At 61.8% G+C, this 288-nt stretch carries 1 pseudogene; it reads left to right on the top strand.

The features are described 5' to 3' along the window. Positions 1–288 (top strand): annotated as a pseudogene (locus tag EXE42_RS17685) (RNA-guided endonuclease TnpB family protein); the annotation flags it as partial.

Here is a 288-nt window from a genome sequence, read left to right on the forward strand (position 1 = left end):
AGGTGTACCGCCAGGGCGACGACTGGTTCTGTACGTTCACCGTCGAGTACGACGCTGAAACTGGTGACGAGACGGCAATCGGCGTGGACATCGGCCACAACCACCTGCTCGCCGTCGACGCTGAAACGGGTGAGTCGATGCTGGTGTCCGGTCGTGAGGCGAAATACGTACGGCGCAAATATCGTTCCCTACGCGAGTCGCTGTCGGAGGCGGGTGCGCTTCGCGCACGGAACCGCGTGGGTAACAAAGAGGGGCGCCAGATTCGTGACCTCAACCACAAAGCCTCCC

The sequence above is a fragment of the Halorubrum sp. SP3 genome (assembly GCF_005435195.1).
GTDB classification, from domain to species: domain Archaea; phylum Halobacteriota; class Halobacteria; order Halobacteriales; family Haloferacaceae; genus Halorubrum; species Halorubrum sodomense.